Source organism: Flavobacterium sp. GNP011 (assembly GCF_056428925.1).
This window is the reverse complement of the sequence record NZ_JBWJVJ010000021.1, coordinates 25,268-51,250: the sequence shown is the minus strand read 5'-3', so window position 1 is coordinate 51,250 and position 25,983 is coordinate 25,268. Positions and strand designations below refer to the sequence as shown.

The window sequence follows — 25,983 nt, the reverse complement described above, 5'->3', positions numbered from 1 at the left end:
CTATTTGCGGGCTTTCTTGTACTATATTGAAACGTCTCAATCAAATTTTCAATAATAAAAGGACTTACTCATTCAAAGCTGGATAATCGGTATATCCTTTTACTGTATCGGTGTAAAATGTAGTTGGATCAGGTGTGTTCAAAGGCGCATCGGTTTCATAACGAGCTACCAAATCAGGATTGGCAATAAAAGGAACGCCATAAGCTACCAAATCAGCGTCACCATCTTCCAGCACTTTAATACCTGTTTCCTTATTGAAACCTTTGTTAATAATCAAAGTTCCTTTGTAAAACGGTCTGAAATGTTTGGCTACTTCAGTTACTGCAAAAGGTACTTCAGATACATCGGTAAAAGGCTCTGTTAAATGAACATACGCTAATCCGTAATCATTCAGCTTTGTGGTAATGTATTCGTAGGTAGGAATTGTTGCTTCATCAAGCATCATTCCTTGTGCATTGTGCAAGGAAGGATTCAAACGCACTCCCACTTTTGAATAGTCGATAACTTCTTTCAAAGCATCTAGAATCTCAAATAAAATTCGGGATTTGTTTTTAATAGAACCTCCATATTCATCGGTACGATGATTCGAATACCCATTAAAAAACTGTTGCAATAAATAACCGTTGGCAGCATGCAATTCAACACCATCAAATCCTGCAGCGATAGCATTTTTAGCTCCGTTTTTGAAATCTAAAACAGTTTGTTTGATGTCTTCAATTGTCATTTCTTTTGGCACTACGGTATCTTGAAAACCATCTTTTGTATATGCTTGCGCAAAAGGATTCAGAGCTGATGGTGCATGCGGCAATTCACCGTTATGTAAATCAGGATGTGATAAGCGACCCGTATGCCACAATTGTGCAAATATCGTCCCTCCTTTTTCATGTACAGCTTTTGTAACCAGCTTCCACCCTTCGGTTTGCGCTTCACTATAAATTCCTGGTACATTAATAAAACCTACTGCTTTGGTACTCACAAAAGTTCCCTCAGATACAATTAAACCTGCTGTTGCTCTTTGTGCATAATATTCTGCCGTAAGTGCTGTAGGAACGTTTCCTTCGTTATTTGAACGGCTTCGTGTCATAGGAGCCATAACCATTCGATTTTTTAAAATACTGTTTCCTAAAGTGTAGGGCTGAAATAAAATTGATTTACTCATTTGATTTTTTTTATTTAGTTTAATTTTTTGTGCACTGGCTTTCAATCCAATGCTTGTGAGTAGAGTAAAAACAGTCTGCACCGCTTCCTGATTGTTTCCGCTTATGTCAAAAGAATCGCCTGGATTAGCTTTTGATTCGCAAATATGTACAACTTTCGAAAATGGAAATAAAGCTTGTACTTTATTAGAAGAATGTCTTTCAACATCAGTGCTAAAAGCGTTTTCAAAAAAAAGGATCAACTTTCCAGTCGCTACATTTCTGATTTTATTGATACTATTACCATCAATAACCGAATCATTTGAAAGTACAATTATATCAGCCTCCCAACTAGCATTAGTGGGACAAATCATCATTTCTACATTGGCATTGGGATGCGCTGTCTGAATTTCAGAAAAAACGCTATTCAACACCTCAATATCACGATCAAACAGCAAAACAGCATTTGTTTTGGCAATTTGCTTCGCCACAAGAACACTATGTATTTCTGATACGCCTAATACTGCAACTATTTTTCTTGGTGACATTGTTTTTTATCTACGATACAAATTTACGGCAGTAAGAAAGTAACATTACTTGATGTAGAGCAAGAAATTCTATTGATGTAGATCAATTATTTATTCCTTTTTGCGCAATTGTTTTCGAATTCTACTAAGGGTTTCAGCAGTAAATCCAAGGTACGAAGCCAGCATGTGTTGGGGTACACGTTGTACAATTCCAGGATAGGCTTCTCCTAATTTAAGATACTTTTCCTCGGCAGTTGCAGTTAGTGTAGAATTGATTCTGGCTTGATTGGCAATGTAGGCGTTTTGCAACAGCAAGCGTTGGTACCGCTCAAACATGGGGATTTGATTCATCAAGGCTTCTCTGGCCTCCGTGGTTAACAACAGTAACTCTGAATCCTCAAGGGCTTCGATGGTGTAAATGGAATGACTGTTGGTGAGAAAACTAGACAAATCTGTAATCCACCAGCCTTCGATTGCAAATTGTACCGTGTGTTCGTTTCCTTTTTCATCCAAAAAATAAGAGCGAAGAATTCCTTTTTCAACAAAAGCATTATAGATACACACGTCTCCTTCCTGAAGCAAGACTTGTTTTTTGCGTAATTTTTTTGGAATAAAAAACGATTTACACAACTCCATTTCAGCGGGAGTTAGTGTTACTTTTTCTTGAAAACTCTTAAACAATTGGTCAAACATAGTGGCAAGATACTAAATACCTCAGTACTACTAAAAAAATTATGGTCAACAAAACTACGATACCATTTATAACTAATGATAAATCTAAAAATGGAACCTGATATTAATCAAAATATCTGATTATATTTGCCGAGTCTAATTTAACACACAAATGAAACCAAACACACAACAATTAAAGGATTTAACAATCCAAGTTAGAAGAGATATTCTTCGAATGGTACACGCAGTCAACTCAGGACACCCAGGTGGTTCTTTAGGTTGTGCTGAATTTCTTGTCGTATTGTATCAAAACATAATGGATCGCAAAGAAGGTTTTGAAATGGACGGAATAGGTGAAGATCTTTTCTTTCTTTCTAATGGTCATATTTCACCTGTATTGTACAGTGTATTGGCACGAAGTGGTTATTTTCCAGTTGCTGAATTAGCTACTTTCCGTTTGATCAATTCTAGATTACAAGGTCACCCAACTACACACGACCATCTTCCTGGTGTTCGTATTGCATCTGGTTCTTTAGGTCAAGGATTATCTGTTGGGATTGGTGCTGCTCAAGCTAAAAAATTGAATGGTGACAACCACATCATCTACACCCTTCACGGTGATGGTGAATTACAAGAAGGTCAAAACTGGGAAGCCATCATGTATGCATCTGCTAAAAAAGTAGATAATTTAATTGCAACGATCGATTTGAACGGAAAACAAATTGATGGAACTACTGACGAGGTTTTAGCTATGGGAAGTATCCGTGCTAAATTTGAAGCTTTTGATTGGGATGTTTTAGAAATTGAAAAAGGAAACGATATCGAAGCGATCATTGCTGGTATGAACGATGCTAAATCAAGAACCGGAAAAGGAAAACCAGTTTGCGTATTGTTACACACAGAAATGGGTAACGGTGTCGATTTTATGATGTACAGTCATGCATGGCATGGTAAAGCGCCTAATAACGATCAATTGGCTACTGCATTGAGTCAAAATCTAGAAACTTTAGGTGATTACTAGAGAGTATTCAGTTGCCAGAAATTAGTATTCAGTGAATACTGCTAAAAATCCATAATAGACAATGAAAAAATACACAAACACAGGAAGTAAAGATACGCGCTCAGGTTTTGGAGCGGGAATGACTGAACTAGGTCAAAAAAACGAAAATGTAGTGGCACTTTGTGCCGATTTAATTGGTTCTTTAAAATTTGATGATTTTAAGAAAAACCATCCAGAACGTTTTTTCCAAATTGGAATTGCAGAGGCTAACATGATCGGTATAGCAGCAGGGTTAACTATAGGAGGAAAAATTCCTTTTACTGGAACGTTTGCTAACTTTTCTACAGGAAGAGTGTACGATCAAATTCGTCAATCAGTAGCATACTCTGAGAAAAATGTAAAAATTTGTGCTTCTCACGCTGGATTAACTTTAGGAGAAGATGGTGCAACACACCAAATCCTAGAAGATATCGGATTAATGAAAATGCTTCCAGGAATGACTGTAATTAACACTTGTGATTACAACCAAACCAAAGCGGCTACTTTAGCTTTAGCAGATCATAACGGACCTGCATATTTGCGTTTTGGTCGTCCAGTTGTGCCTAACTTTATGCCAGCTGACGAACCGTTCGAAATTGGGAAAGCCATTGTTTTAACGGAGGGATCTGATGTTACAATTATAGCTACCGGACATTTAGTTTGGGAAGCTTTACAAGCTGCCGAAACCTTAGAACAACAAGGAATCTCTGCAGAAGTAATCAATATCCACACGATCAAACCATTAGATGAAGAAGCGATATTGAAATCATTGGCAAAAACCAAATGTATTGTTACCGCTGAAGAGCATAACATTTTAGGTGGTCTTGGCGAAAGCATCTCGAGAGTCTTAGCTTTAAACAGTCCTGCTCCACAAGAATTTGTTGCGGTAAATGACAGTTTTGGTGAATCAGGAACTCCTGAGCAATTAATGGAAAAATACAAACTGAACAATCAAGCTATTATCGAAGCAGTAGAAAGAGTAATGAAAAGAAAATAATCTTTTCGATTTATTCCATAAAAAAACCAGACCGCCACGGCGGTCTGGTTTTTTTTATGTCTTTTATTTTCTAGTTACATTTAACTAAATGTCTTTTTATTCTTGCTGGATTGATTGTATTACCATCACAGCTTGGTATGTCTGCAAATGGAATTAGCTTACCGTTAACTGTAATTTCAGTTCGTGTGCTTACTCCATCCCCATCGTCATCTGTGTCTTGAAAATTTGGTATGCCATCTTTATCAGTATCATCTGCATAACGAATAGCATCTGCAGGTGGTGTTGGATACGTTGTAGTATTACTATAATTAGTCATATATCTATTACCATCTAAATCCTCAAGATAATCAGCAATCCCGTCGTTATCAGAATCTATTCTATTAATTTCATACAATTTAATACTAAACACTAACGGAGCATAAGCAGGAATACTATTTTGTCCTTGTGCATAGTAACCTAAACCTGAAGGAATAAAAAGAATTCCAGCTCCAAAATCACTGTATGAAACAGTACCGTCAGGATTTGACGTATAAGTTCCAGTTTTAAACTCTGGAAACGACTGTCCCCAACCTGCAATTGTCGATGATAAGTTAAAGAAAGTTTGTGGATTATTTGATTCCTCAAAGAAAGTCGCCCCAAGTGTATTTACCTCAGCTACTTTAGTTCGAGATAAATACTCTCCTCTATAAGCAGTTAAAACACCATCAGTATTGGTAGGTGAAACCCCAGTTCCTGCTCTTAAAACAACATAATACAACTTATAAGTTACACCATTTCTAAGTACGTCTCTGCTTAGTAATTTTGGGAAAGTGGAACTGTTTAAATAAGACCAAATAGATGGCTGATTGCCTCCAGTAGGAATTTTTGAGATTTTGGTAACCACATCAGGGTTTGTATCCTCTATATAATATGTTTTTAAATACTCTTCAATATCCGCAATATCAGTAGCATACTGAACTGCATATTCTCTTGGCGGTGTAAGAGCGGCAACTTCATCTTTTGAACATGAAAATAAAGACACAGTTGTAATTAATAGAAAAAAATAATACTTAAATTTGTTCATTATTGCTAATTTTTAAGTGCGCAAGATACAATATTGATTGATTTTTGTAAACTATTTAACTCCGATTTTAGAAATTTTATGAGAATAGATAAATATTTATGGTGTGTCCGGTATTATAAAACCAGAAACATGGTTACCGAAGCCTGTAAAAAGAATCACGTAACCGTTAACGGACAAGTAGCCAAACCCTCAAAGGAAGTTTTCCCTACTGATAAAATCACCTTTAGAAAAGATCAAATCACGCAAATCATTACGGTGCTTGATGTGCCCGAAAACCGCGTAGGTGCAAAATTAGTAGATATGTACCGCAGAAACGATACTCCCGCCGAAGTGTACCAACACCTTGAACTTTTGAAATTATCAAAAGAGCATTACCGAAAAAACGGAACCGGAAGACCAACTAAAAAAGACCGCCGTGATATTGATGAATTTGGTAACGAAATTGAAACAGACGACGAAGATTAACGTAATCCTACCAAACAAAACTCAAGCATTGCGTAATCCCTAAAACAATACTTATACATTGTCAACCTTAAGATTTAAAATAATGAGCAAAAATATCATCTTGAACAATCAAGAAATTGAACATAAAATAAAACGAATTGCCTATCAAATCTACGAAACCTTTGTAGATGAACAAGAAATTGTCATTGCTGGAATTGCAAGCAACGGTTTTACTTTTGCCAAAAAAATAGCAGCAGTTTTAGAAACTATATCGCCACTAAAGGTTACGCTTTGCGAGGTACAAATTAACAAACAACATCCGCAGTCCCCTATTCATACCTCAATAACCCAAGAACAATACACCAATAAAGGTTTAGTACTTGTTGATGATGTATTAAATTCAGGCACTACTTTAATATATGCTGTGAAACACTTTATAGACGTACCACTGAAAAAATTTAAAACAGCAGTCTTGGTGGATCGAAATCACAAAAAGTACCCTGTAAAAGCCGATTTCAAAGGTATTTCACTTTCTACGTCACTTTTTGAGCATGTACAAGTTGTGCTTGACGAAAACGGCGACAATTACGCTTACTTAAGCTAACAAAGCAATAATATCAGCAACCGTTTGTTCGATAGATTTTTCATCAACCACTACTTTATATTGTGCTTGATTGTAATAAAAGCTTCTATCGAACAAGTGTTTTGCGATAAACTCTCTCATCTCCTCTTCGTTTTTACTCGCAATAAGCGGTCTTTTGCTTTTATTTTGATGCAATCTTTGAAATAAAGTCTCGATCGAAGCTTTTAAATAGATCGAAAAAACGTTTTCCCCTTTAAAAAATTCATGATTATTGGCATAACAAGGCGTTCCTCCGCCCAAACCGATGATCATTTCCTCTGTTAATTGCATCAAATCGGCAAAAACTTCGTGTTCTATTTTGCGAAAATAGATTTCCCCATGCTTTTCAAAAATAGCATTTATAGATAAATTGAGTTTTTTTTCGATCATTTCATCCAAATCTACGAAAGGGACTTGAATACTTTTGGACAATATATTTGCAATAGTGGACTTCCCGCAGCCCATATAACCTAATAATATGATTTTTTTCATCTTAATAAAACCTTACAAATTAAGGGGTTGAGTTTTTTTCTTTAAAAAAGACAAATTTATAATAAAAATGCTTGCAATTATCCGAAATTAGTTCTTATATTTGCACCCGCATTCAAGGAAAGAATATGACTCGATAGCTCAGTTGGTAGAGCACATCACTTTTAATGATGGGGTCCTGGGTTCGAGCCCCAGTCGGGTCACAATTTTAGTGATCAACACATAATTTTCTTGAAAGCATTGACTCGATAGCTCAGTTGGTAGAGCACATCACTTTTAATGATGGGGTCCTGGGTTCGAGCCCCAGTCGGGTCACAAAAGGTCGAGTAATTTATTACTTGGCCTTTTATTTTTTTAGGCCACGTGGAGAAACGGTAGACTTGCCATCTTGAGGGGGTGGTGCTCGTAAGGGCGTGTGGGTTCAAATCCCACCGTGGTCACAAATAAAACCCAACAACTTCTTGTAATAAGAGATTGTTGGGTTTTTTATTTGATAAATTTATTATCTATTCATTTTGTTTGTAAAAATATAGTAAACTTAGAATTGAATTCTGTTATTATGGCGATTTCGTCTTTGTCTAATATGATATTGTCAATTCCTAAATCAATATCCTGAATGGAGAATCCAAGATCATTATGTTGGAATGATTTGGCTTTTTCAAGTAATTTTTTCTTAATGCTGGCGATGCTATCAGTCAAATCACGAGTGGTTTGCTTTTTAATTTCATCAATTAGTAAAGGTTTAAACAAGGTTGCTATTGCGGGATAAAATTTATTATCTACTGTCATACTAAAGTCTATGTTCTGTAGTTCAAATTTCTTATTATCAGTAATAACGGGTTTGCCTAGCAGATATACCCATCCTGAAACCGGAAATAGGTTGCCTGGTAGTTTGGCTTTTATTTTTACACCTACCACCATTTCGTCTCCGTTTGGATAGCAATTCATTTCAATTAATTTAATTTTTGCTTTCTTTTTTAGAATGATATCTGGTTTTAAAACTACATCATTATCTTTTAAATATTGGTTTGCAGTATGCTCAATATCATCATATTTAATTAGTAATGGGAGAAAGGCCTTAACCTTACTTGTTGTTTCAGTCTGTTCTTCTAATATGGGGAGAGAACTTGTAGTGTTGACAATATTATCATTGAAACTAATATTCCCTTTTATTCCAACATATAAGCCTAAAGTGTCTTTATACACTTTTAGACCAGACAAAGCTGCTTTTGAAGGATTAATATTCAATTGATATTGCTTACCATTGGCTAGCTCTGGCAAACTAATCCCATAATATTTCCATCTTTCTTGGACAATGTCTCTAATCATTTCACATTTGACTTGCTTACTTATAATATTGCTTACATCTTTTTCAATTTCTTTTAAATATTTGTCTGTCAATCCAGTCAAGGAAATATTAATATTATCCATAATCTCAATCTGTGGATTTGATATCCAAGAATGTGTTACAACCAATCCAATCTTTGGACACCATTCTGGCGTGATTGAAAAGCTTGTATTTACTAGAAATTGGATTTCCCCATCAAAATTCTTTTTATTCAAGGATAAGGTCGACGCGGCGTTTCCCGTTAAACCAACAGTTCCTTTGAATGAAATAGGAACAGCTATTCTTAAAGTATTATCATCAACATAGGATAATGTGATTTTTTCTTTTTCTTTCAGCTTCAAATCAACATCATATTTATACCCTACCGCTACTGCTGGACCTTTTGTTTCTATCCACTCGTTTGGATGATATAAAGGATTATTTGTTTCTATCCATTCATTAGGATGGTACAATGGATCTTTGGTTTTAAACCATTCATTTGGGTGATAGAAAGGGCATTTAAATTTAACTCCAAATTTCTTCTGCCATTTGTGTGGGTGATATAAAGGGTCTTTCGTTTTAAACCACTCGTTTGGATGATAAAAAGGATCTTTCGTCTTTATTAACTTATTTGGATTATAGAGTGGATCTTTTGTTTTTATCCAGGATCTATATTGAAATGTGCCTTCATCAGAATTACTATATCCATTTTTTAATGCATCATTTAATTTGTTTTCTAGCGTAGATAAGTCGACTTTTAAAGCAAGTGCAATATCGCTCTCGTATGATGGAAGTTCCACATCATCGGAGAGGCGTTCTGGTTTTTTTGTTATCTCTTCATAACTCTTGCAGCTTGTAAATACAATTGCAACTATAAGTAGTGCGTAAAGTGCTACTGTTGTTTTCATAAAAAATGGATGTTAATGGATGAAAATTGCTGGTGTTGATTTTGAATACTTAAATCACAACAACCTATTTAGCTGTTTTTTATTAGCAAATGATTATTTATTGTATCTAATTCTCTTCGATTCCTTTATCCAGACTTATTTTCTTTACTTTAGATAGATTGTATGTAATTCCAAAAAAATGTCCGAATTTGAATTGACTTTGTGTAGGTATAGTTCCAGCGTCGCCTAAGTTATAAGAACTGCCTACTTGATACCCGTCAGCAATTCTATCGACTTTTCCCATAGCAAGTCCAGCTGAAAAAATGATACGTTCTTGCTTGCCTAGTATGGCTCCAAAACCTACAAGCACTTGCAATTTTTCGTTTTTAGTTAGTACTGCACCAAAATTAAGTGTTGGAACAATCCAGGAATTCATGCGAACATAGGTATTGATTGTAGAACCAAATGCTAAGTCGTAGTCTCCACTATTTTTTAGAGTTATGATTTTATTGTCAGAAATTGCAGGATCGTCTCTTTTGTCATATTCTGCGTCATAAAGCGACGTAAAGAATAGTCCAGCGCTAAGATCAATTTTTAAACCACCTGTTATCCAGATATTGTAAGGAGTTGGTGCAAAATCCAACTCTTCTTCTTTGGTTGCTTTATCAAAACGTCTTAGTTTAAATTCTACAACATCAATATTTTTGCCTTGAACATCTAACGGCGGCGTATAGACTTCCAAATTAATACTGTAGAATTTTTCAATAATGGAATCAATGCTTTTTTCGGCTTTTGCTTTTGTTTCAATTACACTATTTTTAACGGTTTTATATAACTCATTATCACTAAACTGTTCTAAATCATTTATTAATTCATAACTTTTTTTCAACTGTTCTTTTGCGTCTTCTAGGAATTCTTCTCTTGATGCATAATCAGTTTCAACTAGAATGTTTTTTTGTTTTAAAACCTTATATAAACTTTCTATTTCAATGTCTAAATTGTTGATTTTTTGGATTAATTCTACATTCTTATTTATAATGTCTTTCATTGCCTTTTTTGCTGTAGTAGTTCCAGCCTTCAATTTTTCAGCCTTCAATGCATTTGCCTGTGCATCAGTTTTTAGTTTTTCAGCCGTTTCATTTGGATCATTAAAAAAAGAAATACTTTTGGTATCAATTTTATAGTTGTACTTCAATGGATTTCCATTTACTAATTTAATAGAAACCATATCTTTAGATTTTATAGAAAGCCAATTGCTTTTGCAATTGTCATAATTTTCACATTTCAAATTTTCACAAATCTTAATACTATTTTCATGTGGTTTACTCAAATCCACCGTCACAACCTTTGTTTTCACCTGGCTATAGCCAATAAATCCAAAGAATAAAAAATAAAAAATAAATACTGTTGTTTTCATGATTTCTATGTTTTTAGTTAGATTTCAAATGTATTTATTAGACTGTATACCAAACCATTACCCTTTTGGGTGATATTTTATTTTTTGTGTTTCGTACATTTTTTTTTGTAAGTTTATTTAATAATATAATCTGTCTTTGGCGTTAATTTCTAATATCACCCAAAAGGGTAATTGCGCACAATGAGCTTATTGCACAACTTTGTAAAAGAAAATGTAACGCCATGAAAATAAGAGTTGCCATAGTAGAAGATGATAAGAACTATAGTCAGGCGTTGAAAAACATCATCGACTTTCATAACGATATGGAATGTGTAGCTCAGTTTTTTAACGGAAAAAATGCCTTACAAAAATTAGAAGCCATAGAGCCAGACGTGGTTTTGATGGATATTCAGCTACAGGATGTATCAGGAATTGATATTGTTTTTAAACTAACAGAATTAATGCCAGGCACTACTTTCGTGATGTGTACCAGTTTTGAGAATGACGAAAAAATCTTTTCGGCATTGCGCGCTGGTGCGAGTGGTTATCTGGTAAAAGGAGATCCTTTGGACAAAATCATTCAGGCGATTCAGGAAGCTTATAACGGAGGTGCGCCTATGAGTTTTGCGATTGCCAAGCGTGTTTTACAACATTTTCAAGAATCAAAAGTACAAGTGCAAACGCTATCCTTATTAACGGTAACCGAAAAAGAAGTGCTGGAATTACTGGCTCATGGACTTCTATATAAAGAAATTGCCGACAAAAAAAATGTCACTATTGACACCATTAAAAAACACATTGGCAACATTTATAGAAAATTACAGGTAAGCAACAAAATTGAAGCAATTAATAAATTTAACAACAAAAACTAGCAATTATGGAATTTGAAGAATTAGAAAAATTATTTAATTTTTTAGAGAAAATGTATTTTGAAAAACAAATATATAGAAAGGATCAGATTAAATATGATAAAGCGTTTGAAGAACTCAAGAAAAATGTTGAAATCAGAAATAAAATTATTGTAGAAACTGAGAGTTTCAAAAATGTAATATTTGAAGCTTTTAAAAATGGTGCTAAATATTTAAAAGTTCATTTAATTGAGGATGATTTAGGGGTAAATATTGGTTTATCCTTTTGCAAAGATGGAGTCCAAGAAAATGGAACGGTCGACAATGATTTAGAATTCTTTTGGACTATTAATAATAATCAATTAGTAGAAACTAAAAGAAATGCTTTTAAAGATTATAAGACTAGATTTAATACAACTACTTTATTAAATGTAAATGTACACACTAAAAAGATGAATACGGAATATGTAAAATTTGATATTGATAATGTACTTAGATATATAATAAAAAATTTATTATCCAATGTTTTTGTTATAAAAGGGATTATGTTCAATCAATTTGTTTTTAAAGATTATGATCGTATAAATCCCGAAATGAATGACCGAATAGGTATAAGTGTTCATACTCTATTAGAAGAGGTTCAGGATCCTATAGAAGAAGTTTCGAATCATATTGAAAAAAATACAGATACCAGCGATGTCAGCATTGGTTACGACTTCGGTACCGTTTATCCTTAAAGTATGGAAGGATTACTACTTTTGTACTTGAGTTGTTTGACTATAACAACAAGCAAAGCCATCGTTTTGGGTTTTAAGTATTCACTTAAAGCTCAAAACTTTTTGGTGCTTTATTTAGTTATTACACTAGGTTTGGAAATCTTCGGAATCATTAAAACGCATTTGAAGCAATTTGATTTTGCAGTATATTTCAATAGCTACGCCATATTTTGCATCCTCTTTTTTGGAATGTATTTTTCAAGAATTTATGTTGGAGTGTATCGAAGCATTGGAGTTGCGGTTTCTATCTTTTTATTACTCTATATTTTCTTGTTTGTAGATTTTAATAGTCAACAATTTTTACCTCAACTAGGAATTTTAGTTGCGTTGTTTTACATTTTCAGCGCTATCCTCTGGTTTTTGCAAAAATTAAAACTTCCTGTTCAGGGTAAAATTACAAGCGATCCTAATTTCTGGATGGCAACTGCTTTGCTTTTTTGGAGTACGTATATCATTTTTAGATTTACCCCAATGTATTTATTCGAAAAAGAAGATCAGGGTTTCTTAACCATTCTAAGATCCATAAGCTCTGTAGTAAATCTTGTGATGTACGCTTTGTTTTATTATGCTCTCGTACAATATGAAACCATTGCAAAGAAATCGAAAATATGAAAGAGCTACCACATGAAATAAAACTCACTTATACTATCGCCATCATTTTGATGTTGCTTTTGGTGTGTTTTATTATTTTGGTGGTGTTTATTTATAACAAAAAGCAATTGATTCAGCAGCAAGAAGATCAAATACGGGAAAGCGAATTTAAAAATCAATTGTTGAAGAAAGAATTGGAACGCCAAAAAGCCATTCAGTTAGAAAGAGAGCGTATTTCACAAGACATGCATGACGATTTAGGTGCGGGAATTTCGGCTATAAAACTTCAAGCTGAGTTTTTGAAATATAAAATGCCAGACGAAAGGTATACAAAAGACCTTGAAGCGATTATAACTACTTCTCAAGATATGAATCTCGCCATGAGGGAAATTTTATGGAGTTTGAATTCACAAAATGATACGATTGGTAATTTTATAGAACACACCAGTTTGAATGTGAAACGCTTTTTGGATAAAACAGCTATTACGTTGCAACTAGACGCCAATGGAATTGAGCCAGAAACCAATTTATCGGTAAAAACAAGACGTAATCTTTTTTTAGCCGTTAAAGAGGCGGTTCACAATGTCTACAAACACAGCCAGGCCAATAGCCTCCATATTCAATTTGAACAAACTGAAGCTTATTTTAAAATTACAATTACCGATGATGGCATTGGATTACCAGATTCTTTTGAAAAAGGAAATGGTATGACCAATATGTCTTTGCGAATGGAAAGTATTAACGGAATTTTCAAAATTATTCCGGTTCAAAAAGGTATTTGTTTGTTGTTTGCCTATCCATTACAGTATTAATATTCAGATTTTTCCAGTGATATTATCAAAATTAAAATAATCAAACAAGGCTAATAATCAACTTATTTACACCAAAGGATATTTTAAGGTTTCAAAAAGCGCTTTTTTATTGGTACAATGCTTCTCTAATTTCAATCAAAGTCTGAATGGCTTTTGCCTCATCTGGTTTTTCGGGCAAAGTCGATGTTTTATAATGATTTTCGATTGAAGCAATTAAATTATTCTGCCATTTCTAGTATGTCATCATATTCTTTGTTTCCCGCTTTTTATCCAGTAGTTCAGTACGGTTGAAAACTCGTATGTTTCAATCTCCTCCGCAACCTCCACAGCCAGAACAACCGCTACCACAACCTGAACCTCCACCACTACAACCATGTCCCCCACAACTACTGTCAAAACTAGTAGAATAATCATCAAAACTCCAACTACTACAACCTCCTCCAGTGTTACTGTTTTTATCTTGATTGATTAGGTTTCCAAAGTCCTTATCTATTTGACTCAACAATTCACTGTCAACGTTTGTTAATAGAAATATATTAGCTCCAATTTCTTTTATCAGCTCAACCGCTGTATGACCTTCAATAGTAGTCAAATCAGCAAGTTTATTCCCTTGATTTAAAATTTCTTCTTTAACTTCTTTTTTTAATTCCTTGCCATATTCTGTAGTACTATAATGGTAAAATATTTTTTGGAGAAAATTTTGAGAAAAGCATCTTTTCAAAGTTGGTGTTTTTGCTACATCTTCTTTATATTCCTGCACAGTTCTTGACTTTTGATACGCTATTTTTACTAAATTAGCAAACAAAATTTCAGTAGAATGATCTGTAGAAAAAGGAGACAGAAATACTCTTTCATGATTATGAGAGGTATAGGTTTCAAAGTTTTTACCAATATCAACATAGGTATAAACTCTAATTTTATCCTTAGGATGAGGTTGCCGTTCTACTTCAAAGGTTTTTAAAACTTGTTTTAATAGTAAATCAATAAAAGTAAGCTTTAATAATTCTCTATGAGTTACGCCATCCTTAGTGAGTAATAATACTTCTGCTGGAGTTAATTGAGATAGGTATTTCATGAAAAAAGTTTTTTAATTATCCAATTATGTTTCAAATTTACTCTTTGAAATTCAATTTCAGAAAATCTAACTTCACTTGATGGCCAAATATCTGTTGGAGCTACTACCTTAAATGTTTCCTGATACAATTCCTTTGTTTTTTCATACCAATCGGTAAATTTATCCTGTTCACTAGTACCACCTTTAGTAGGACCATGATGAATTTTTCTTTGAAGGATATTCTCGCAAAGATCTTCCCAGTAGGATTGCGTGTACAGCAAATGCAAATGCCATACCTGATCTACTTGGTCCGACGGCGTTAGCGGATGATTGGAAATAGTCAAAAGAAAAATAAATTTTTTATACTCTACTATCGCGCGAAGCGAATATTCTATAGTCCAACCATTTTCTCTTGCTAGTCGATCCGTAAAATTGAGTGAAACCTCAGGTTCATCTAATTCGAATCTTTTAATTGCATTCCAAAGTTCTAGTTGACGGTCTGTCATATATTCGTTTAAGCTTATATCGATTTATTATCTAAAACAACTTCGAAAAGGATGAGGTTTTGAGATTTTAGATCTTGAATGATTATCATTTTTTGGTAGCTGCTATCTTTAATTGACACAAATATAAAGTTTTTCTAGTACCAGAATGTGTCAAAAAAGTTACGATTTCGAATTTTATTTTTAGTAAATAGGCTCTAGTATTTTTTTATTTTTTTTTATTAATAAAAACAAATGAAATTGATTCCATGAGTTACGCTAAAAATATAAAAATGATGCAATAATTGAGTTGCGATAGATTTCTAGTGCAAATCCTAGGTCAAATCCGTAATACATATCGGTATTTATGTAAACAAAGTTAAAATATTACTACATGCTTATATTGTGTGCTCAATACATCTTATTAAATAAGATATTATTAATTGTTAATTTTAAGCCAAAAAATGAAAAATTATAAAATTATTATTTTAATTTTAAACAACTGAATTTAAGTTAATTAACTGAATTTAAACACTAACTTTTAAATATTATGATAAAAAAAATTTTAAACTTGGAAAATGTTCAGATGCTAACAAGAGAAGAACAAAAAAAAATTAAAGGAGGAGACGATGAGCACATCATTTGTCCTTGTCAAGACGGAACGAAAGTTATTGTTTTATCAACTATGTCTTGCGAAGAAGCGGAGCTATTGTATTGCTCTACAGATATGTAATTTAGTTAAAAAGTATTGCAGATAATTTAATATTTAATAGCGTGGATATTTTAGAATCTTGAATTGCTGAACCACTTCTTAACTATTTTAAAAGTCTCCAATTGATAAAATTGGAGACTTTTTTATAAGCTGCATCCATTTTTCACCATCTCTATTTGAAAATTGAAGTGAAATATCCTTAATTCCTTTGTCTTCCTAAAAATAATGTATCAAAATAATTCCCTAACTATCTTGATACAAAAAGTGTGTCTTTTAAAAAAAAACATTTTAGCATAATTTTTTTTAAAAGATTTAATCCAAAATCCGTATTTGAATTTGTTGTTGCAAATTGCTCAATTAAGATTTCTTCTTGTTTTTTGACGTAGATTCCTTTTTCAGCCAAAGTGCCTGTTCTCTCGCCATCTTTAAGGTAACTGGTGACTGCTTGGATATTTGCTCCATGCTTATCTTGGCTCTTTCATGAAATGATATTTTGTAGTTCATGTTGCATGAATTTTATTATGCAAATATAAAGGTTTTAATGTTATAGTTTACTTCCCGAAATGACTTCGAAAAGGATTAGGTTTTTGGATTTTAGGTTTTGGATGTTCATTTTTTTGAATTAACTATTACCAGCCTGGGCCAGATTTCTTGCCACTATATGGAATAGTCAAAATCAAGTGATTTAATAATTCTGGATTTTCTTTTTTATCAATCCGTTTTTTCATATCCATCAAAATGGTTAATAAATCTATATATTCTTCATTTTCGCTATTTTTTATTAGGATACAGTTTCGAAGTGCTATTTGTGTGGCTCTCCAAAAAAAAATCTGATTTTCAAGTGTGAATTCTCTTAAATCAAAATCAATCATAAAACTTTCACCATTTGAAGCTTTAATGTAACCTCCATGACCATTGGGCTCATCATCATTACTAGGAACCATATAACTCAAATATTCATAGAAGTCATTAGCTCCTTTGAGATGCTGTAATTCTTCAACTATACGTTTTAACATTTCAGCCATCCAACTATATCGTCTAGAAAAACCTCTTCCATCTTCTAAAATCCAAAACCCTGATGCCATGAGTAAATAATTGTGCTTAAATTTAAATTGGAATTTATTTTTTGTTAAGATAGTTTTATTCTGATAAACTTAAAATATAAAAAATAGATTTAGGTAAATCATCATAGGTTTTCAAAATTACATAATACCATTTGCTTTCAGGGATATCAACTTTAAAGAGATCGTTCCTTCTATGATTTTTAATGGCATCTTCAAATGTTTTATGCATGACTCCTTCATTAAACCATCCCAAGTCACCTTTGTTACGATTACTATCCATATTGTAACTAGTAGCTAATTCTCCAAAGGATTTACCCTTTTGGTATAACTTGATAATCTCATCCCTTTTTTTATTAATCTCTTGAATGGTTAATTTACTGCCATCTAAATAAATATAACTAACTCTCATTGAAATAATAGATTGCGTTTTTACAATTCTATCTTTATCTATCAAATCTTTCTCTAGAAATCTATTTTGATAATAATCCAGACTATCATTACTAATCTCTAAAGTTGTAATTTTAGCTTTTGGATTCAGTTTAATAAAATTCTCAGCTTCTTCAAGAGAATTAATTTCTTTAAAATTTTGAGCAGAAACTACAGTTAAATAAAAAAAGCTAAGTGCTAATAGTAAGTATTTAAACATAATGTAATGATTATTGAAGATATTGATGTAGCTAACTCAAACGATTTACTTCCCGAAATAACTTCGAAAAGGAGTAGATTTTGAGATTTGAGGTCTTGTATGGTCATTGAATAATTTAAAATTTATTTAAAAAAACATTATTTTTTTGTATCACTTAATTGTCTCCAAAGCCATTCTAAAGGTCCGTAAACATGATTTTTCAACCACCAATAGCTAAATCCGATTTGAAGTACATAAATAGCGATTGCAAACAAAAAGTAAAAATAGAAAGGCATATGATGAAACAATCCTAAACCAACTCCCTGAAATACGAAAAAAGCAATTAGATTTTGGGTTAGGTAATTCGTAAAAGTCATTCTGCCAACCCATGAAAATGCTTTAAATGTTTTTTTTAATTTTTGATTTGTATAAAGCAATATAATTAACAAACTCGTAGAAAGCATGGTTGTTAAAACAATCCAATAATGAAATGAGAAATACTTTAAATAAGGTAATTTATACATCGAAGAAAGTATATAAATTCCCCATAAAACGATAGTCATACTTACTGCTAAAAATAAGGATTTTTTTATTTGACTTTTCCTTTCAAATAAAGTTTCCATAATCTTACTCTTTTGTATCGCCAATCCCAGTATCATACACGTAAACATAATATAATGTACTGTTACAGAATAGGCCAAATTAAGAACTTCAGTATAAAAAGAATTCAAAAGATTATATTTAAAAACCTCTAGCAACTGTGTACTAAATCGTAAAGGTGCAATACTAGTCATCAACGTTGTAACATATGCCGTATCAACTGTATTTATGTATGCTGCTAGAAACGGCGCAAATAAAAACAATACACCAGCTATATACAATAATTTTTTAGCAGAGAAATAAATAAAAAACAACATCAGTAAGCCTAAAAAAGCATAATCCCGCAAAATATCACCATCATAAAACAGACTGTTTACAAAAGCGAATACAAATAAAACCAGCATGCGGCGTACCAGAAAAAAATAAGTTTGTTGCTGCTTTTTAGCATAAATGACTCCAAAACCAAAACCAAAAAGAGTAAAAAGTAAAGTCCATCCTTTAGCTGAAAAAAGTATGGATGCTACTCCATTTATTACTGTTGCTATAATTCCATCTCCATGTATTGTCCATTCTGGGCTGTAAGCATAATATAAATAATTTGAAATAACTACTATTAAAAGTGCCCAACCTCTAAGCATATCAATAATCTCGACTCTTTGTTCTTTTTGCATCATTGTTTTAAATTCTATGTAACTTTTTAATTTGTAAATTGTATTTTGTTTCACCTCTTACTACCTATAATTTTACCCGTAAAACTCAATTCGCGGCAAATAATGCTCGCCTTTTATAGTGATGTTAGAGCTTGGCGTATTTAGCCCAAAGGATTTACTACCTAAGATTAATTCGAAAAGGAGTAGGTTTTTGGTGTGTAGGCCTTAGATGGTGATTTAATAAATGTTTTAAAATTTAATATTTGTATTCAATAACTTCATTAAAAATTTGTAAATCTGAAATATCATTATCGGAATGGAATTTTTTGCGACCATCCCAATCCTTAAAGTTAACTTGCCTTTCTCCCCATATTGCCCAAACTAGTTTATAATTATTTTCGAAAAGAAATTTATCTAATAAATCTTTTCTTAAATAAACAAAATGATGGTTGTTATTGTAATCTTTATGATACCTAATGATTTGTGATGCTAAATTTTCACTTTCATCAAAAAGATTAAATGTTTGTGGTTTATCAATCAATTTTAAATAATTTGCTATTTCTCTTGCAACAATTGTTTCATGTCCAGCATCATTTAACACACTATGGTGTCCTTCCCAATTATATGACATTATTGGTAATAATACTTCGTATTCCTTTGAAGTTATTCTATCAATTTCGACAAACTTAGGAAATGAATGTTTGATTTCATTATCCTCAAAAAATACTTTATGATAATAACCTGGCTCACCTTTTTTAACTTTTACTTTTTTTCTGCTAATCTCAAATCTTAATTCGCATAAGTTTTCTACCGTTGAGTCGTCAACACTATATAATTCACCTGCAAAAGAATAATAATTAGTCCTAACTTCTGGTAAATTCATTCTCCCAAAATCTATCTTTTTAAGATGTTCTACAACTTCTTTGTAATCATCATTTTTTACCAGTAAACCTTTAATAAAATAAAAAACTTCTCTATTAATTTTTTTGTCTTCTTGAACTACAAAACCATCTAAACAAATCCAATTCCCATTGTTTTTTTTCAGATTTTCAATTTGCAAATATTCATTTACATCAGGTTTTCCCCCATCTCTATACCAGTCAATTAATAACAAGTTTCTATCTCCAAGGTAATCTTTCAGAATAAACTTTTTGCTTTTTTGCTTTATTGGAAAAGTTGGATCAATATCTGCATCAGATAGTCGAAATCTTTCCCAGTCATTATCAAGTAAGTTCTTATCACTTTGCAATCCTGCAATCTCAAAATAAGCAATCCAAGAATACTTCTTCCCATATCTTTCGATATTTGGTTGCTCACTACGTGAACTGCGGTAGTTATCTTCTCTAATTCGATTATCCACTTTATCAAATTGTTCTTTATTCCAACCAAGATTAAAAACACGCCAATAAATTTGTCTGCGTACTTTTTTCTTCTGTGGAGGATTTGAATAAGAATGACCATTTTTAACTATTCTACCAATTGTATAATTACTGAAATCCATACTGATAGGTTCGGATGAAATGCCTTCTTCTTTTGAAGAATTGAATTCTTTAGGATTACGAATTCCTCCAAATTTATAAGGTGCTTTTGTGTTTTTAATTTCCTTAAGCGATAATGTTCCTTTTTTGTGTTTAATTCCAATTTCAATACATTTTGAAGCATAATCTCTGGCTAAAATGTGAGTAGTCGAAAATGGAGCATCTTTCTTAAAAATTAAGTCATATAATTTATTTACAATTAACGGAAAAACAATCTCTTGAAAATTAGTATCATTCAAATCATTGTGCTTTGCTAACACAACACCATATAACGATGCAAGAGTTCTTTCCCACACATACGGATCATTTATAGATAATGAATATTCAACTAATTCAAGGAATTGATTTGGGCATTTTCTACCATAATAATATAGCGCTCGTGTTGATAAATCTCTTAACTCTCTATTGGTTGAAGTAAGAAACCACATAATTTTTTTAGCAGCTAAATGAACTTTGTCCGTTTTTAAATCTTTCTTACTCTCACAAGCAATCTTAAAAGCGTCTATGAAATCTTTATAACCTTTATCATAACTTCCATTATTCATTCTATTATATTCCGACCAACTTAAATCTCTATCGGAAACTTTCATATCAAAAAGCAAATCAGATAGTAAATGTATATTTAATGGATGCTGACTATCTAAATCAATATTTCCAAATAAGTTATAAATTAAATTATGTTTTTTGATGTTTTTGAAATTTTCGTAAATGATACTAATAACAAAATCTTTGTTTTTTATAATTGTACTTCTATTAACCTCAAAAACTGAATTTAAAATATATTCGTCAAGTATTTTATTTTCACCTATTTTATAGAAATCCAAGCCAAATCTTTTTATTGCTAAAACACAAAAACATCTTAAAATATCATTAAATAATGGGTGAAATGTATCTCTAAGTAAAAGTTCATTTATAAATTTTTCTGAGAGCAATAACACTTTGATATCATCAACTGTCTTTATTTCATCAATTATCGTTTTAGCTATTAAATATCCACTTAATAAATCGTATGTAAAAGTAATTACCTCAACATTGTTCCAATCTCTAAAAATTAGAAGATCTTCTTTTTCAAAAATCAACAACTGTTCTTGAGTAATGATATTATTAATCGCAAAGTCAAAATCTATTTCTCTACTACTATTATCCCATAAAAATCTAGAAATTTTTTCAAGAATATTTATTGAAAATTTCTTATTAAATTTCAACTCATAATTTAATTTTAGAATAATATTTTGATTGCATTTTATTAGATATTCATCAAAAACATCGAACAAATCTTCATTTTGAAAAGATACTGTTAGTCCTTTTTTTGTTTCGCAAAAAATTTTTAAATAAAGTGGCTCAGAAAAACTACTTAATGCTCCAGAATGATTTTCAAGTTTTATATTGTAATGCTTAAAATATTTATCAATTGCTTCGTTTACATTATAGTGACTAAATCCATGAACTTGTATTTCTTTTGAATCATAGTACTCTGAATAATTAAAATAACCTTTAGAAAATAACTCTCTTTTATAAGATGTTCTAAAAGTTGTTATTATTAGAATGTTTGGGAATTTTGTTCTTATTTCATTAATGAGTTCTTCTAAATTATCACCCCAAACGCTTTTCCAATATATTGCTTCATTTAATCCATCAATCAATAAAATTGCTTTTGTATTATTTACCCTTCCTGAAATATTTAAAACACTTAAAAAGTCACTAAAACTCCAATCTGTTGGTAAATCTAGAATATCTCTTAATTGAACTTTTAATGGCAATTCCGTTTTTAAATTTTTACCAAAAATAAATATTGCTGGTTTTTTTCGTTCTAAATGTTCTTTAACAATATTTACTGAAATATGAGTTTTACCTTTTGAAGCATTACCAGATATATGAATTTCATTATTTTTCAAAGAACGAAGTTCTTCAAAAATCGTCAAATAATAATCATAATTACGGATCGTAAAATATGGACCAAGTAGTGTTTCTCTACATTCTTTGATTTTATTTTTTGCTTCTGTGGTTATTTCTAATTCTTCACTATCCCAGTGAATAGATTTTAGTTTTTCTACATTTTTATAGTCAATATATAATTCATAAAAATCTCTAAATCTATTTTTATAATTGTCAATTTTCAAATCTAGTGCTGCCGATAATTTATGATTGTCTAATAATAAATAATCCTTGATTTCATTAATTAAATTTACGCCGTCTTGAACTATTGTATCATAATTATTTGAAAATAAAAATTCTTTTATTTCATCATAGATTTCATTAAAATCATAATTGTTTTTATTGTTTTTTATGCTTTTTATATTCGCATCATACTCTTTTAGAAAATGTTCAATACCAATATCACTCTCTTGTTTTTCAATTATAATAACTAACTCTTTTCCTCCAATATGTCTTGTAACAAAATCATCAACATCCCCCTTTGTGTGCAGGTTATCTAGATATTTTGTTTTAATAACATTTGAATTATATATCAAATCAAATTTTTCTTGAAACCAATTCTCATCTAAAATTTTATCAGTAAAAAAGAATTTATGAATACTTGGATACTTTCTTGAATAGTGTAATAAAATGCTATCCCCCCAATGATCAATTTTGATGTCTGCATCATCTGGTAATACATTATTTCCTTTATGTACTAAACTTCCAATACCATCTAACCAATTTTTTTCATCATTTGTCATAGAGTTTTTGGAACATAAAACCCATTTCTTTAATCTAGAATTGTGTCTATTATAAGCAGTTTGTAATGATTTTTTAATTTGCTCTTTTCTACCACTTTCATCAAATCTTCCAAAAAATTTACATTGCCAACCCCATATATCACCATTCGGAAACTCTAAATAATATTCTACACCATCACCACCGCCACTATCATCAATCCGGACGAAAGTTCCCATTGATTGATACTCTTCAATACATATTTGAAAGCATAATTCCTCAAAACTTTTATTTTGTGTAGAATTATACGGTCTTAAATTTTCCCAATTAATCAAATCAATCATATAACATAATAAAGTTAATTTTATCTAAAATATTCATAAATAAACCCTATCAACCTAATCCGTCCTCTTCATTCCACTCCCCACAACCACTCACAATCTCACGATCAATTAGGAACAATTCTCTCGTATTTTATTTTCCATAAGGTATTTCTCAAAAATAATAAAAACAAACTACAAAAACAGGGTATAACTACCTGTTTTTGTAATTAAAATAACCCAAACTGTTTTCTCAATTTAAACTACTAAGTCTTACGGGTTGCTTAGGGAGGTTTTGAACCTCCATCGTTTTGGGTTTGCTATTTTCTTCTTCTTTTTTTCCATGGGGCGTTGACTTCCCAATTTCCTGCCATGATGCAACCATAAGGAAGCACTTCATCTATCACGGTTCCAAGGCCAAACTCCTCCATTTGATTCCTGACTGATGCTGCATTTTTATAGGCCGATGGCAGCTCGGTAATGTCAATTTCGTTCGAAAAAAATCGAATATCCAAGCCTTGGGTTTCTTCTTCAAAAACTTCTTGGATTGTTTTTTCTCCCTTGCTTTTTCGGTGTTGGGTTCTACTTATGTTTCTTCCTGCTCCGTGTGGAGCAAATCCTAAATTGGTTTCGGTTGTGGCTCCCTCCACAATTAAAACGGATTCAGCCATATTCAACGGAATCAAACGCGGTCCTGTGCTATCAGGCATGAATTTCGGGTCTAATGGTGTGGCACCTTTGGCATGATAAAAAAGGTCTCCCTCTTTGAAAACAAAATTATGCTCGTTCCAGTACCTATTTTCTTTTTCGATTCCCAATTTCTCTAAAGTAGCATCGTGCAGGCATTCGTGGTTTAATTTTGTCCAAGAACGTATGATTTGCAACGCTTCCCAGTACACCTGTCCTTCCTTTGTATCAAACGGAATCCACGCATTTTGTGGCAAGGTTTCTGGCGATAGTGTTTTTCTAAACTTTTCGGCAAGATGCATTCCTTTTCTATACAAATTAGCACCCACGCCTCTACTCCCGTGATGCGTCACCATCATGGTATTTCCTGTATTTTTTGAAATCCCCACAAACAAGAAATGGTTTCCATCGCCTTGCGTTCCTAAATGTGAACGTGCAGCGCTAATCATTTTTTCATCGTTCAAAAAATAATTGCTTTGAAATGCTTCTAACATTTCAGCAGGAAAACGGAATTGCGTTTCGCGACTTCTTCCGCCTCCACCAAAATGGGTAATGGCATGCGCGGCATCTAAAACTTCTTTTGGATCTGTTTTTCCAAAATCAGTCAGCATCACAGAGCAACAGATATCAGCACTATGCATTCCCGGATGAATTGCATTTTTAGCCACCGCAACTCCACCCACCGGAATGGTTCCGTCAGGACCTGTAGGGCAAGCATCCGGCATGATGACACCATTGACTAAAGTTGGGGTTCGCATCAAGGTTTTCATGGTTTGCACCACATCGGTGACATTTTTTTCTTCTAGTTCGTTTTCTGCCTTTATATTTTGGTGAAAAGTGATCGCTTGAGCGTGTAAAGCAATAGGATCTGGCAATTTGAATTGTGCCAAATAGGTTTCTATTTCCTCGGTTTCTAATTGATTGTCATTGATATATGCAAGTGCTTCTTTGAACCAAGCTCCTTGCCTGAATCCTAGTTGAATAATATCAGCTCCTGTAAATTGTAATTTTTGTTCCATTTTATTCTGTTTTTATTTCTTAAACAAATATTCAAAACCTACTACGCAGTTATTTTGCGTAGTGCAAAAAAATTTGTATGTTTGGTGTAAACTCCGCGCAAATGCTTCAAAATAAATATACTGCTTTACTGCTCCAGATTGGTTTTAATGAAAATGCAATCCTTATAAATTGGCTTGATTTAGTAAAAGCCTATACTGCTAAAGGGAGACATTATCATAATTTAAATCATCTGGAAGAAATGATTGTTTTATTTGACCGCGATAAAGAGGCCCTGCAATTTCCTAATGAAGTTTTGTACGCTATTTTTTACCACGATATTATTTATAAAGTGACCAGGAAAGACAACGAGTTAAAAAGTGCTGAACTTGCTTTGTCTATTTTGCCGGAGAATGCCACACTAGATAAACAATTGGTTTTTGAAATGATTTGCGCTACTCAATTGCATCAACAAAACGACATAGAAGACATCAACTGGTTGATTGATTTTGATTTGAAAATACTGGCTAAAGACTGGAACGAGTACACCATTTATTGTGATCAAATTAGGAAAGAGTATAAAATTTATCCCAATCTTTTATACCAACCTGGTAGAAAGAAAGCATTGGGGCATTTTCTTGAAAACAAATTTATTTTTCAAACCGTAGAATTTAGAACTACGTACGAAACGCAAGCGAGAGAAAATATACAACGCGAAATAGAATTATTAAGCTGAAATTGAAAACAGTATTGCTTTGCGTGAGGGCAATTTCATTAAGCTAATGGGAAAAAGAAAAAATAGCACGCAGATTCAGCAGATTTTCACTTATTTTTCTGCATAAATATGCGTGAAAACAAAAAGAGTAATTCCTTAACTTAATGATATTATGCGTGAGGGGTAGTAGCGAAAATCCTTTTAGGGCTGTAGCGCTAGCGGAAGTTCTAAAAGATTGCAGCGCATGACCCGACCCGCA

23 protein-coding genes and 3 tRNA genes are annotated in these 25,983 nt (G+C 32.3%); 13 read left to right on the top strand and 13 right to left on the bottom strand.

Annotated features, from left to right (window positions below):
• Nucleotides 1-64: 64 nt before the first annotated feature.
• Together AC061E_RS14780 and AC061E_RS14775 are read right to left on the bottom strand one after the other, a co-directional pair.
• Nucleotides 65-1,684 carry an alkene reductase gene (locus AC061E_RS14780; RefSeq protein WP_478286929.1) on the bottom strand — a complete coding sequence of 540 codons (1,620 nt, stop codon included), beginning with the start codon at nt 1,682-1,684 and terminating at the stop codon, nt 65-67.
• A 90-nt stretch (nt 1,685-1,774) separates the two neighbouring features.
• On the bottom strand, nt 1,775-2,356 hold the full coding sequence (locus AC061E_RS14775) for a Crp/Fnr family transcriptional regulator (RefSeq protein WP_478286928.1): 582 nt from the start codon (nt 2,354-2,356) through the stop codon (nt 1,775-1,777).
• 151 nt (nt 2,357-2,507) lie between these two features.
• On the opposite strand from AC061E_RS14775, the gene AC061E_RS14770 reads away from it, so the two are divergent.
• Together AC061E_RS14770 and AC061E_RS14765 are read left to right on the top strand one after the other, a co-directional pair.
• On the top strand, nt 2,508-3,356 hold the full coding sequence (locus tag AC061E_RS14770) for a transketolase (protein ID WP_478286927.1): 849 nt from the start codon (nt 2,508-2,510) through the stop codon (nt 3,354-3,356).
• Nucleotides 3,357-3,417: 61 nt separating this feature from the next.
• Nucleotides 3,418-4,371: a transketolase family protein gene (locus AC061E_RS14765; RefSeq protein ID WP_478286926.1), complete on the top strand. Its 954-nt coding sequence runs from the start codon at nt 3,418-3,420 to the stop codon at nt 4,369-4,371.
• Nucleotides 4,372-4,441: 70 nt separating this feature from the next.
• Here the strand turns inward: AC061E_RS14765 and bamM are convergent, their stop codons facing one another.
• A complete protein-coding gene (gene bamM, locus AC061E_RS14760) occupies nt 4,442-5,434 on the bottom strand; it encodes a BamM family beta-barrel-assembly machinery protein (RefSeq protein WP_478286925.1) in 993 nt (330 codons plus the stop codon).
• Between the two features lie 78 nt (nt 5,435-5,512).
• On the opposite strand from bamM, the gene AC061E_RS14755 reads away from it, so the two are divergent.
• On the top strand, nt 5,513-5,899 hold the full coding sequence (locus tag AC061E_RS14755) for an RNA-binding S4 domain-containing protein (RefSeq protein ID WP_182650756.1): 387 nt from the start codon (nt 5,513-5,515) through the stop codon (nt 5,897-5,899).
• Between the two features lie 82 nt (nt 5,900-5,981).
• Nucleotides 5,982-6,482: a phosphoribosyltransferase family protein gene (locus AC061E_RS14750; protein WP_478286924.1), complete on the top strand. Its 501-nt coding sequence runs from the start codon at nt 5,982-5,984 to the stop codon at nt 6,480-6,482.
• Here AC061E_RS14750 and AC061E_RS14745 read toward each other — a convergent pair.
• Nucleotides 6,474-6,992 carry a shikimate kinase gene (locus AC061E_RS14745; protein ID WP_478286923.1) on the bottom strand — a complete coding sequence of 173 codons (519 nt, stop codon included), beginning with the start codon at nt 6,990-6,992 and terminating at the stop codon, nt 6,474-6,476. The genes AC061E_RS14750 and AC061E_RS14745 overlap by 9 nt on opposite strands.
• A 127-nt stretch (nt 6,993-7,119) precedes the next feature.
• On the opposite strand from AC061E_RS14745, the gene AC061E_RS14740 reads away from it, so the two are divergent.
• From AC061E_RS14740 to AC061E_RS14730, 3 genes are all read left to right on the top strand, one after another.
• Nucleotides 7,120-7,192, top strand: a tRNA-Lys gene (locus AC061E_RS14740).
• A gap of 39 nt (nt 7,193-7,231) precedes the next feature.
• Nucleotides 7,232-7,304 (top strand) — tRNA-Lys (locus AC061E_RS14735).
• 42 nt (nt 7,305-7,346) lie between these two features.
• Nucleotides 7,347-7,429 (top strand) — tRNA-Leu (locus AC061E_RS14730).
• A gap of 70 nt (nt 7,430-7,499) precedes the next feature.
• Here AC061E_RS14730 and AC061E_RS14725 read toward each other — a convergent pair.
• Nucleotides 7,500-9,224 (bottom strand): DUF4403 family protein, encoded by a 1,725-nt coding sequence (locus AC061E_RS14725; protein WP_478286922.1) that lies wholly within the window; start codon nt 9,222-9,224, stop codon nt 7,500-7,502.
• A gap of 106 nt (nt 9,225-9,330) precedes the next feature.
• The gene (locus AC061E_RS14720; RefSeq protein ID WP_478286921.1) at nt 9,331-10,620 is read right to left on the bottom strand and encodes a hypothetical protein; all 1,290 of its coding nucleotides are present in this window, start codon (nt 10,618-10,620) and stop codon (nt 9,331-9,333) included.
• Between the two features lie 221 nt (nt 10,621-10,841).
• Between AC061E_RS14720 and AC061E_RS14715 the strand changes: the two genes are divergently transcribed.
• The 4 genes from AC061E_RS14715 to AC061E_RS14700 are packed head-to-tail and all read left to right on the top strand — an operon-like array spanning nt 10,842 to nt 13,626.
• On the top strand, nt 10,842-11,471 hold the full coding sequence (locus AC061E_RS14715; RefSeq protein WP_478286920.1) for a response regulator transcription factor: 630 nt from the start codon (nt 10,842-10,844) through the stop codon (nt 11,469-11,471).
• Nucleotides 11,472-11,476: 5 nt separating this feature from the next.
• Entirely contained in the window at nt 11,477-12,184 is a 708-nt protein-coding gene (locus AC061E_RS14710) for a hypothetical protein (RefSeq protein ID WP_478286919.1), read from the top strand.
• A gap of 3 nt (nt 12,185-12,187) precedes the next feature.
• Nucleotides 12,188-12,835 carry a hypothetical protein gene (locus AC061E_RS14705; protein WP_478286918.1) on the top strand — a complete coding sequence of 216 codons (648 nt, stop codon included), beginning with the start codon at nt 12,188-12,190 and terminating at the stop codon, nt 12,833-12,835.
• Nucleotides 12,832-13,626, top strand: a complete 795-nt coding sequence (locus AC061E_RS14700; protein WP_478286917.1) for a sensor histidine kinase — start codon at nt 12,832-12,834, stop codon at nt 13,624-13,626. The genes AC061E_RS14705 and AC061E_RS14700 overlap by 4 nt, the downstream gene beginning before the upstream one ends.
• A gap of 304 nt (nt 13,627-13,930) precedes the next feature.
• Here the strand turns inward: AC061E_RS14700 and AC061E_RS14695 are convergent, their stop codons facing one another.
• Both AC061E_RS14695 and AC061E_RS14690 read right to left on the bottom strand, forming a co-directional pair.
• On the bottom strand, nt 13,931-14,701 hold the full coding sequence (locus AC061E_RS14695; RefSeq protein WP_478286916.1) for a hypothetical protein: 771 nt from the start codon (nt 14,699-14,701) through the stop codon (nt 13,931-13,933).
• A complete protein-coding gene (locus AC061E_RS14690; protein ID WP_478286915.1) occupies nt 14,698-15,186 on the bottom strand; it encodes a glycine-rich domain-containing protein in 489 nt (162 codons plus the stop codon). The genes AC061E_RS14695 and AC061E_RS14690 overlap by 4 nt, the downstream gene beginning before the upstream one ends.
• 562 nt (nt 15,187-15,748) lie before the next feature.
• On the opposite strand from AC061E_RS14690, the gene AC061E_RS14685 reads away from it, so the two are divergent.
• Complete coding sequence (locus AC061E_RS14685; protein ID WP_478286914.1) at nt 15,749-15,895, top strand: hypothetical protein; 147 nt, start codon at nt 15,749-15,751, stop codon at nt 15,893-15,895.
• Between the two features lie 608 nt (nt 15,896-16,503).
• Here the strand turns inward: AC061E_RS14685 and AC061E_RS14680 are convergent.
• From AC061E_RS14680 to AC061E_RS14660, 5 genes are all read right to left on the bottom strand, one after another.
• Complete coding sequence (locus AC061E_RS14680) at nt 16,504-16,959, bottom strand: hypothetical protein (RefSeq protein ID WP_478286913.1); 456 nt, start codon at nt 16,957-16,959, stop codon at nt 16,504-16,506.
• A 55-nt stretch (nt 16,960-17,014) separates the two neighbouring features.
• Nucleotides 17,015-17,584 carry a peptidylprolyl isomerase gene (locus tag AC061E_RS14675; protein WP_478286912.1) on the bottom strand — a complete coding sequence of 190 codons (570 nt, stop codon included), beginning with the start codon at nt 17,582-17,584 and terminating at the stop codon, nt 17,015-17,017.
• 137 nt (nt 17,585-17,721) lie between these two features.
• Nucleotides 17,722-18,837: a DUF418 domain-containing protein gene (locus AC061E_RS14670; RefSeq protein WP_478286911.1), complete on the bottom strand. Its 1,116-nt coding sequence runs from the start codon at nt 18,835-18,837 to the stop codon at nt 17,722-17,724.
• A 232-nt stretch (nt 18,838-19,069) separates the two neighbouring features.
• Nucleotides 19,070-23,350, bottom strand: a complete 4,281-nt coding sequence (locus AC061E_RS14665) for an NACHT domain-containing protein (RefSeq protein ID WP_478286910.1) — start codon at nt 23,348-23,350, stop codon at nt 19,070-19,072.
• A 296-nt stretch (nt 23,351-23,646) separates the two neighbouring features.
• On the bottom strand, nt 23,647-25,032 hold the full coding sequence (locus AC061E_RS14660; protein WP_478286909.1) for an RtcB family protein: 1,386 nt from the start codon (nt 25,030-25,032) through the stop codon (nt 23,647-23,649).
• Between the two features lie 101 nt (nt 25,033-25,133).
• On the opposite strand from AC061E_RS14660, the gene AC061E_RS14655 reads away from it, so the two are divergent.
• Entirely contained in the window at nt 25,134-25,745 is a 612-nt protein-coding gene (locus AC061E_RS14655; RefSeq protein ID WP_478286908.1) for an HD domain-containing protein, read from the top strand.
• The last annotated feature ends 238 nt before the right edge of the window (nt 25,746-25,983 follow it).

What these genes read in the sequence shown, in the direction of transcription:
- AC061E_RS14755 (WP_182650756.1), top strand. Translation starts at nt 5,513, where the DNA reads ATGAGAATAGATAAATATTTATGGTGTGTCCGGTATTATAAAACCAGA.
- AC061E_RS14770 (WP_478286927.1), top strand. Translation starts at nt 2,508, where the DNA reads ATGAAACCAAACACACAACAATTAAAGGATTTAACAATCCAAGTTAGA.
- AC061E_RS14710 (WP_478286919.1), top strand. Translation starts at nt 11,477, where the DNA reads ATGGAATTTGAAGAATTAGAAAAATTATTTAATTTTTTAGAGAAAATG.
- AC061E_RS14680 (WP_478286913.1), bottom strand. Translation starts at nt 16,959, where the DNA reads ATGGCATCAGGGTTTTGGATTTTAGAAGATGGAAGAGGTTTTTCTAGA.
- AC061E_RS14775 (WP_478286928.1), bottom strand. Translation starts at nt 2,356, where the DNA reads ATGTTTGACCAATTGTTTAAGAGTTTTCAAGAAAAAGTAACACTAACT.
- AC061E_RS14685 (WP_478286914.1), top strand. Translation starts at nt 15,749, where the DNA reads ATGCTAACAAGAGAAGAACAAAAAAAAATTAAAGGAGGAGACGATGAG.
- AC061E_RS14700 (WP_478286917.1), top strand. Translation starts at nt 12,832, where the DNA reads ATGAAAGAGCTACCACATGAAATAAAACTCACTTATACTATCGCCATC.
- AC061E_RS14660 (WP_478286909.1), bottom strand. Translation starts at nt 25,032, where the DNA reads ATGGAACAAAAATTACAATTTACAGGAGCTGATATTATTCAACTAGGA.
- AC061E_RS14705 (WP_478286918.1), top strand. Translation starts at nt 12,188, where the DNA reads ATGGAAGGATTACTACTTTTGTACTTGAGTTGTTTGACTATAACAACA.
- AC061E_RS14745 (WP_478286923.1), bottom strand. Translation starts at nt 6,992, where the DNA reads ATGAAAAAAATCATATTATTAGGTTATATGGGCTGCGGGAAGTCCACT.
- bamM (WP_478286925.1), bottom strand. Translation starts at nt 5,434, where the DNA reads ATGAACAAATTTAAGTATTATTTTTTTCTATTAATTACAACTGTGTCT.
- AC061E_RS14655 (WP_478286908.1), top strand. Translation starts at nt 25,134, where the DNA reads ATGCTTCAAAATAAATATACTGCTTTACTGCTCCAGATTGGTTTTAAT.
- AC061E_RS14720 (WP_478286921.1), bottom strand. Translation starts at nt 10,620, where the DNA reads ATGAAAACAACAGTATTTATTTTTTATTTTTTATTCTTTGGATTTATT.
- AC061E_RS14765 (WP_478286926.1), top strand. Translation starts at nt 3,418, where the DNA reads ATGAAAAAATACACAAACACAGGAAGTAAAGATACGCGCTCAGGTTTT.
- AC061E_RS14750 (WP_478286924.1), top strand. Translation starts at nt 5,982, where the DNA reads ATGAGCAAAAATATCATCTTGAACAATCAAGAAATTGAACATAAAATA.
- AC061E_RS14675 (WP_478286912.1), bottom strand. Translation starts at nt 17,584, where the DNA reads ATGTTTAAATACTTACTATTAGCACTTAGCTTTTTTTATTTAACTGTA.
- AC061E_RS14665 (WP_478286910.1), bottom strand. Translation starts at nt 23,350, where the DNA reads ATGATTGATTTGATTAATTGGGAAAATTTAAGACCGTATAATTCTACA.
- AC061E_RS14715 (WP_478286920.1), top strand. Translation starts at nt 10,842, where the DNA reads ATGAAAATAAGAGTTGCCATAGTAGAAGATGATAAGAACTATAGTCAG.
- AC061E_RS14690 (WP_478286915.1), bottom strand. Translation starts at nt 15,186, where the DNA reads ATGACAGACCGTCAACTAGAACTTTGGAATGCAATTAAAAGATTCGAA.
- AC061E_RS14670 (WP_478286911.1), bottom strand. Translation starts at nt 18,837, where the DNA reads ATGATGCAAAAAGAACAAAGAGTCGAGATTATTGATATGCTTAGAGGT.
- AC061E_RS14780 (WP_478286929.1), bottom strand. Translation starts at nt 1,684, where the DNA reads ATGTCACCAAGAAAAATAGTTGCAGTATTAGGCGTATCAGAAATACAT.
- AC061E_RS14725 (WP_478286922.1), bottom strand. Translation starts at nt 9,224, where the DNA reads ATGAAAACAACAGTAGCACTTTACGCACTACTTATAGTTGCAATTGTA.
- AC061E_RS14695 (WP_478286916.1), bottom strand. Translation starts at nt 14,701, where the DNA reads ATGAAATACCTATCTCAATTAACTCCAGCAGAAGTATTATTACTCACT.